10 protein-coding genes are annotated in these 6,409 nt (G+C 65.3%); 5 read left to right on the top strand and 5 right to left on the bottom strand.

Features of this window, described 5'->3' with window-relative positions; translation table 11 throughout:
* Nucleotides 1–83 precede the first annotated feature (83 nt).
* From KBY71_RS14255 to KBY71_RS14265, 3 genes are all read left to right on the top strand, one after another.
* Nucleotides 84–527: a DUF2493 domain-containing protein gene (locus KBY71_RS14255; RefSeq protein ID WP_254929554.1), complete on the top strand. Its 444-nt coding sequence runs from the start codon at nucleotides 84–86 to the stop codon at nucleotides 525–527.
* A 60-nt stretch (nucleotides 528–587) separates the two neighbouring features.
* Complete coding sequence (locus KBY71_RS14260; protein ID WP_254929555.1) at nucleotides 588–1,214, top strand: siphovirus Gp157 family protein; 627 nt, start codon at nucleotides 588–590, stop codon at nucleotides 1,212–1,214.
* A 91-nt stretch (nucleotides 1,215–1,305) separates the two neighbouring features.
* On the top strand, nucleotides 1,306–2,088 hold the full coding sequence (locus tag KBY71_RS14265; protein ID WP_254929556.1) for an RAD52 family DNA repair protein: 783 nt from the start codon (nucleotides 1,306–1,308) through the stop codon (nucleotides 2,086–2,088).
* Nucleotides 2,089–2,110: 22 nt separating this feature from the next.
* On the opposite strand, the gene KBY71_RS14270 is transcribed toward KBY71_RS14265, so the two are convergent.
* Nucleotides 2,111–2,527, bottom strand: a complete 417-nt coding sequence (locus KBY71_RS14270) for a low molecular weight phosphatase family protein (protein ID WP_254929557.1) — start codon at nucleotides 2,525–2,527, stop codon at nucleotides 2,111–2,113.
* Between the two features lie 71 nt (nucleotides 2,528–2,598).
* On the opposite strand from KBY71_RS14270, the gene KBY71_RS14275 reads away from it, so the two are divergent.
* Entirely contained in the window at nucleotides 2,599–2,883 is a 285-nt protein-coding gene (locus KBY71_RS14275; protein ID WP_254929558.1) for a galactose oxidase, read from the top strand.
* Between the two features lie 174 nt (nucleotides 2,884–3,057).
* On the opposite strand, the gene KBY71_RS14280 is transcribed toward KBY71_RS14275, so the two are convergent.
* From KBY71_RS14280 to KBY71_RS14295, 4 genes are read right to left on the bottom strand one after another with little or no spacing between them, the layout of a single operon-like run.
* Complete coding sequence (locus tag KBY71_RS14280) at nucleotides 3,058–3,825, bottom strand: DMT family transporter (RefSeq protein WP_254929559.1); 768 nt, start codon at nucleotides 3,823–3,825, stop codon at nucleotides 3,058–3,060.
* Nucleotides 3,789–4,139 carry an EamA family transporter gene (locus KBY71_RS14285; protein ID WP_254929560.1) on the bottom strand — a complete coding sequence of 117 codons (351 nt, stop codon included), beginning with the start codon at nucleotides 4,137–4,139 and terminating at the stop codon, nucleotides 3,789–3,791. Before KBY71_RS14285 ends, KBY71_RS14280 begins: the two co-directional genes overlap by 37 nt.
* A 39-nt stretch (nucleotides 4,140–4,178) precedes the next feature.
* The gene (locus KBY71_RS14290) at nucleotides 4,179–4,748 is read right to left on the bottom strand and encodes a class I SAM-dependent methyltransferase (protein ID WP_254929561.1); all 570 of its coding nucleotides are present in this window, start codon (nucleotides 4,746–4,748) and stop codon (nucleotides 4,179–4,181) included.
* Nucleotides 4,749–4,777: 29 nt separating this feature from the next.
* Nucleotides 4,778–6,088 carry an Nramp family divalent metal transporter gene (locus tag KBY71_RS14295; RefSeq protein ID WP_254929562.1) on the bottom strand — a complete coding sequence of 437 codons (1,311 nt, stop codon included), beginning with the start codon at nucleotides 6,086–6,088 and terminating at the stop codon, nucleotides 4,778–4,780.
* Between the two features lie 226 nt (nucleotides 6,089–6,314).
* Between KBY71_RS14295 and KBY71_RS14300 the strand changes: the two genes are divergently transcribed.
* Nucleotides 6,315–6,409, top strand: a 95-nt coding sequence (locus tag KBY71_RS14300) for a MerR family DNA-binding transcriptional regulator (RefSeq protein WP_254929563.1), incomplete at its 3' end; no start/stop codon positions are given.

Genomic DNA, 6,409 nt, shown 5'->3' on the forward strand with positions numbered 1-6,409 from the left:
CCGATCAGTTGTCACTTTTGGCAGCTGATTCCATGGCTCTCTGTCATTCAATTGAGCCACGTTCGGGCTCTGCTTATTCGCTTGTGATCGCGGCTGGTGGCGGCCGCGATCTGGCCTGGCCGCATCAGCGGGTCGCCGCTGAGCTGCTCGCCCGTAGCGGCGGCCGGCTGGTGCACCTGCTGCTCCATGGCGGTGCCCGCGGCGCCGATGCCGCCATCGGCCGAGCGGCCCATCAGCTGGGCTGGTCGTCTCTGGTGATGCCGGCCCAGTGGGAGCGCCACGGCCGGGCCGCCGGGCCAATCCGCAATCGCGAGCTGCTCCAGCAGGCCATTGCCCGGGCGGAGGCTCACACCTCCCCTGGCTCGATGGCCTCGGTGCTGGTCGTGGCCTTCCCCGGTGGAGCAGGCACCGCCTCGCTGGTGCAGCAAGCCCGCCGTATGGCCGCCCGATCTCCGGTCCCGATCTCGGTGGCCCAGGTCAGTCCCTCGGCAGGGCTCTGGGCTGTTCCTGTCTCCGCCCGCTCCTGAAGCCTTGTGCGCCATCGGCGCTCCGTTCTGTTTCCGATCCGTTCATTCCCCCACACCCTCATGGCTGTTCTCACCCCCATCCCCGCCTCCGCTGCAGCCGTTCAATCGGCTCAATCAACGGCAGGTCTGGCCTGCTCACTCCAGCGATCTGGCTCTCTCTGGCAGCTGGGCATCGAGGCCCAGGAGCTCACCACCGGCATCGGCCAGCTGGCCGAGCAGCTGGAAACCGATGACCCCGAACAGCGGGCTTCAGCTCTGGCTGAGCTGGAGGCGGCACTGCTTGCAGAAGAGGGCAACAAGGCCGCCCTAGCGGCCAAGGCCGATGCCACCTGCTGGGTGATCGAGCATCTGCGCGGCCAGGCCGCTTACCGCCAGCAGCAGGCCAAGCGGCTCACCGATCTGGCCCGCTCCGATGCCAGCCGGGCCGAGGCCCTGGAGGAATCGCTGATCTTTGTCCTCACCCAGCTGCAGCCAGCGGCCACCCGCTTCTCTTTCCCGAACCACGAACTCAACAGCCGCAAGTCTTCGGCTGTCGTGATCGACGACGAGCAGGCCCTCGATGCCGAGTGGCTCACTTTCTCCACCACAAGCAAGCCAGACAAGAACGCCATCAAGGAAGCCCTCAAGGCTGGCCGCCAGATCGCTGGCGCCCAGCTGCTCAACCGCCGCTCCTGGCGCATTCACTGACGGGGGGCAGAGCCTCCCTTCACGTGGGTCCGTTACAGGGGCGGGCCCATACCCCTTCCACCCAAATCACCTTTCACATCTCAGTATTCGCATGGCCACCGCTGTCTTCTCCCCCGAGCAGATCGCTGCCCTTTCCGCTCCACTCGATCGCGCCAAGGTCCAAACCCGCAGCCAGGCCGGCCGTTCCCTGGCCTACCTAGAGGGTTGGCAAGCAATTGCCGAGGCCAACCGCATCTTTGGCTTTGACTGCTGGCAGCGTGAAACCATCGCCGTGAAGTGCGTCTCTGAGCGTGAGCGCACCCTGGGCAGCAGCAACCGCGCAGGCTGGGGTGTCACCTACACCGCCCGGGTGCGCATCACCGTTGGTGATGGAGTAGGAGCCCAGGTGATCCGAGAAGGCAGCGGTGCCGGTCATGGCATCGACGCTGATCTGGGCCAGGCCCATGAATCAGCCCTCAAAGAGGCCGAAACCGACGCCATGAAGAGGGCCCTGATGACCTTTGGAAATCCGTTTGGGCTGGCGCTCTACGACAAGCAGCAGAGGGAGGTCACCAGCTCTGCAGCACCTACGCCGGTGCCAAGCGCCAACCCCAGCAGCAGGCCAGCAGAAGTGGCGCCTGGGCGCCAGCTCCAATCACCTGCGCAGCCAGAGGTCGATCCCAGCCTTGATCCACTTGATCCAGGCACGATTCACCAGCTACACAGCACCATTCGCTCCCTACCTCGCCCGGCACTGGAAGGTCTCACCAAGGCATTCCGCAAGCGTTTTCAGGTGCCGCCAGATGCACCCTCAATTGCTGATCGCATCAGCCAGCGCCGGCACCGCGACTGGATCGAGACGTTCCTTCTTCAACATCAACAAGTGGTGGCCTGAGGCTCCGGCCGCAACAAGTCGCTCAACCAGTCAGCTGCTGCAACAGAACATCGATCCGACCGGTGATTAGGTCCCTAGCGCGTCGGTGCGAATCAAGATCGCCTGCGGTCGGGTCCGGTATGTCCCAGTCCTCAACGAGAGGCCGCTGCTGCCAGGCAGGCGGCAGCTCAGGGAGGCAACCGCAAAGCACAATCACCGCACTGAACAGCTCGGGCAAATACTCCCGCAGGGAATTGGAGCTTTGGCCGAGCAGGTCGATGCCCTGCTCCTCCATCACTGTGATGGCTTCTTCTGCCAGACCACCAGCACCATCAAGACCTGCGCTGAAAACTTCTAGACCGGAGGACTCGCGGGCCTCCAGCAGGCCATGGGCCATCTGTGATCGCCGGGAGTTTTGCCGGCAAACAAAGATCACTCTGTGGATGGCGGTGGAGCCCATAGCCGCATTGCCGCCTTGGCGCAGCCCACCGCCAACCGTGCTAGTACAAGCGTACGCATTGGCCATGATTCATGGGTGCCCCTCTCCCCCGGCCCGCAGCACTGAATGCCCGGCTCGATACCCCGATCGAGGAGTGGCCCTACCTCGACGAGGCCGTCCTGCTCAAGACCCGCAGCCGCAAGGTCTGCATGACCTGCCACTGGTTTCGCCATCACGCCGGGGTGAACTGCATCCCGGTGCTCACCTGTCAGCTGCACCAGGGGCTGATCGCCCATGGCGAGCACCTCACCAGCCGCTGCCAGGGGTGGACTGACGACATGGCTCGCCAGCGGAGCTGTGCGCCGGAAGGGGTCTGACAGCTGCTGCAAGCCGGCGGCCGCCGCACTCCCCCAAAGAGGGCTGGCTGAGCCAAGGCAGCCAGGTGCTGCGCTTTCGCCCGACCGGCTGGGATCGTACCGGCCAGCGGCTGGAGCTGATCAGCCCAGAGCTGGCTATTGATCTGGATCTGTGGCGTACGCAGAGCGGACAGGTCAGTGCTGATGGCGGTGGTGCACGTCGCTGACGTGCGGGTGCTCGTGGGCCAGCGGGTCATGGCGGTGCCGATGGCTGTGCCAGAAGGGTTGGTCAGGCTCGAGGTCCGCGAGATCCTCCGGTCGGTGGGAATGAATGTGGTGCGCATCACCATTTACAGGGGCATGGAAGTGGCGGTGCTGGTGATCGAGTTCGGCATGGCGGTGCCAGTGGCCATGGCTGGATCGCAGCAGCAGTCCTGTGCTGAGCGCCATGGTGGCCGCTGCCAGCACAAGCGATGGACTGAGCGGTGAACCCAGCAGGGCCACCAGAGCACCAAGGAAGGGAGCGGTGGAGAAGACCACGGCTTCCTTGGCGGCGCCAAGGGAGGCCAGGGCCACCATGTCGAGCCAGATCGACACGCCATAGCCCAGGCTGCCGATGCCGAGCAGGGAGGCACTCATCCAGGCGAACGGAATGGCATGCCCTTGCAGATGGGCCACGGCCAGCATTGGCACGGCAGCCCCGAGGGCCTTGGCGGCGGAAATCTGCAGGGGGTTGCGCAGGCTGAGGCGCTGGGAGAGGTTGTTGTCGATTCCCCAGCACAGGCAGGCCAAGGCAATCCACAGCACGCCCTGCCACTGGCTGCCGCCCAGGGGACCCGCCGAGAGCACCAGGGCGCCGCTGAGCGTGAGCGCGGCCGCCGCCCAGCCTTCCCGGCCGAGATGCTCCTTCACTACCCCCACAGCGATCAGCACCGTGAACACCGCCTCCAGGTTGAGCAGCAACGCCGAGGCCCCGGGGTGAGCAGCGCCAGGCCCTTGACCAGGGCGATCGGACCGGCGATGCCGCCCAGCAGGGTGATCAGCCCCAACAGGGGGAGATCCTGCCGTTGGATCGGAGCGTGGCGGCTGGTCGGGGCCTCGGCCACGGCCAGGGGCAGCAGCACCAATGCCGCACCGGCGTAGAGCAGACCCGCCACGAGCACGGGAGAAGCCCCGTGGCTGAAGCTGCCGATCAGCGGAGCGCTGGAGCCGAACAGCGCAGCAGCGAGCAGGCCCGACAGCCAGCCGCGGCGCTGTTCTCGCGTCTGGGAGTTCATCAGGATCACCACAACAACCGGACGCGCTCTATTCCAAAACTATGGGGAAGTCCGCTGGAACCGACAAGCCAGAAAGTGTTGCTCCGCGCCACCTGGTGTGCGACGGCAGAACCACCCATGATTGAGCAAAAGTAGTGCTGACCCCAAGGTTTCCTGGAGCCTCTCAGGGCAATACCGCACCACAGGCAAGCCACTGCAAGTGGTGGGGCCATCTTCTGCAAAGGTTGCCAGGAGCAGAGTGCCACCAGGCTTGAGCGCCCGCAGCACGGCCCGGACATGCCAGACGTCATAGGCATGGGCGGGCAGGGTGGCCGTGAGGATGTCGGCCTCCAGCCACTGCACCGCAGCTGCGCGTGCGCCAAGCCGCTCTCGGTTCACCACCAGTGCCGTACCGGAAAGGTCCAGAACCGTGATTCGTTGGTAGCCAAGGTTCAGGAGGTCATCCACAAGCGTGGAGGCACCCCCGCCCACATCGATGATCGACGCATCCAGTGGTAGGCCGGCAGCCTGAAGCAGCTGGAGTGAGTCATCGGCATGGGCTTGATACCAGCTCAACGACTCAGGGGCCTTGGATGCGTAGATCGACTCCCAGTGGTTTTTGCTCGTCATGGGTCCACGCAGAGGCGGCTGTCAACAGTTCAGCCGCCCCGCAGCACCGCGCTGAGCAAGGAGAGGTTGATCATCACAATCACGCTGGCGCACAGCCAGCCTGCTGCCTGAAGCCAGAGCGGCGCTCTGAGCTCGCCCATCAGACCGCGCCGCCCGCAGAACCACACCAGCGGGATCACCGCGAAGGGCAACTGCAGCGACAGCACCACCTGGCTCAGCACCAGCAGATTCGTGGTGGCCCGTTCCCCGAACAGGATCACCGTGGCCATCGCCGGGATCAGGGCCAGGCCGCGGGTGAGCAGTCGTCGCTTCCAGTCGGGGAGACGGATCTGCAGAAACCCCTCCATCACGATCTGACCGGCCATGGTGGCGGTGAGGGTGGAGCTCTGGCCCGCCGCCAGCAGGGCCACGCCGAACAGCACGCTGGCGAGCGACGTACCCAGCATCGGCGTCAGCAACCGGTAGGCCTCGCTGAGGTCAGTTACCGGCTGCGGCAGCCTTCCGTAGAAACTGCCGGCGGCCAGCACCAGGATCGAGACATTGATCAGAAAGGCCAGGCTGAGGGCGATCAGGGTGTCCCAGGTGCTGAAAGCCAGGGCCCTGCGCTGCGCCACTTGGCCGCCGCTCCAGCGGCGGGACTGCACCAACGAGGAATGCAGATAGAGGTTGTGGGGCATCACCGTGGCCCCGAGAATCCCGGCCGCCAGAAACAGCTGCTGCCCGTCCCTGAGGCTCGCGGCCTGGGGAATGAATCCCAGGCCCACCTGGCTCCAATTGGGTTGGAGCAGCAGCATCTCGACTGCGAAACAGCCGCCTACCAATGCCACCAAGGCGATCACAAGAGCCTCAAGGCGACGGATCCCGAAGCGCTGCAGCGCCAGCAGCAACAGGGTGTCAGCGGCCGTGAGCCCCACCCCCCAGAGCAAGGGGAGGCCAAAGAGCAGCTGAAGGGCGATGGCGCTGCCCACCAGCTCGGCCAGGTCGCAGGCAATGATGCCCACCTCGGCCAGCAGCCACAGGGGAATTCTGCAGAACCGCGGCAGAAGCTGGCTGCAGGCCTGGGCCAGATCGAGTCGCGTGGCGATGCCTAGTCGGCAGCAGAGCGACTGGAGCAGCATCGCCATCAGGCTGGAGAGCCCGATCACCCACAGCAGGCGGTAGCCGAACTGGGAGCCGGCCGCCAGGTCGGTAGCCCAGTTGCCTGGATCCATGTAGCCAACGGCCACCAAGTAGCCGGGGCCGAGCACCCGCAGGAAGGTGCGCAGCATGCTCAGGCCGGCAGGCACCTCCACGGCCTGCGGGTCGAGGCGAGCGGCGGTGCCGATCGGTGCATCAGGCATGAAGCGATGCCAGCGGAGTTGGACGGTAAGGCGGGGGTGGCTGCGATCCTGCTGGGGCATGGCTGGCCTGAGCTCGCCCTGGGTAATGGATCGATCACCGCCAGCTCAGAAGTCGAGAGGAAGAGATGCACCCATCGAACAGCCTGAAGTGGCTTCAGGGTCAAGGGCCTAGCGTTGTGGCATGGAGTCTTGCCCGCTCGACTTGCCAACCCAAGGGGATGAATCCATGCAGATCGGCGAGTTGGCACGGTCCACCGGAGTCAAGATCGAAACCATCCGCTATTACGAACGCGAGCACTTACTGCCGGTGCCACAGCGCAC

Origin of the sequence: Cyanobium sp. T1B-Tous, assembly GCF_024345475.1 — a bacterium.
GTDB lineage: Bacteria > Cyanobacteriota > Cyanobacteriia > PCC-6307 > Cyanobiaceae > Cyanobium_A.

What these genes read in the sequence shown, in the direction of transcription:
- KBY71_RS14270 (WP_254929557.1), bottom strand. Translation starts at nt 2,527, where the DNA reads ATGGGCTCCACCGCCATCCACAGAGTGATCTTTGTTTGCCGGCAAAAC.
- KBY71_RS14290 (WP_254929561.1), bottom strand. Translation starts at nt 4,748, where the DNA reads ATGACGAGCAAAAACCACTGGGAGTCGATCTACGCATCCAAGGCCCCT.
- KBY71_RS14275 (WP_254929558.1), top strand. Translation starts at nt 2,599, where the DNA reads ATGGGTGCCCCTCTCCCCCGGCCCGCAGCACTGAATGCCCGGCTCGAT.
- KBY71_RS14295 (WP_254929562.1), bottom strand. Translation starts at nt 6,088, where the DNA reads ATGCCTGATGCACCGATCGGCACCGCCGCTCGCCTCGACCCGCAGGCC.
- KBY71_RS14260 (WP_254929555.1), top strand. Translation starts at nt 588, where the DNA reads ATGGCTGTTCTCACCCCCATCCCCGCCTCCGCTGCAGCCGTTCAATCG.
- KBY71_RS14285 (WP_254929560.1), bottom strand. Translation starts at nt 4,139, where the DNA reads ATGAACTCCCAGACGCGAGAACAGCGCCGCGGCTGGCTGTCGGGCCTG.
- KBY71_RS14265 (WP_254929556.1), top strand. Translation starts at nt 1,306, where the DNA reads ATGGCCACCGCTGTCTTCTCCCCCGAGCAGATCGCTGCCCTTTCCGCT.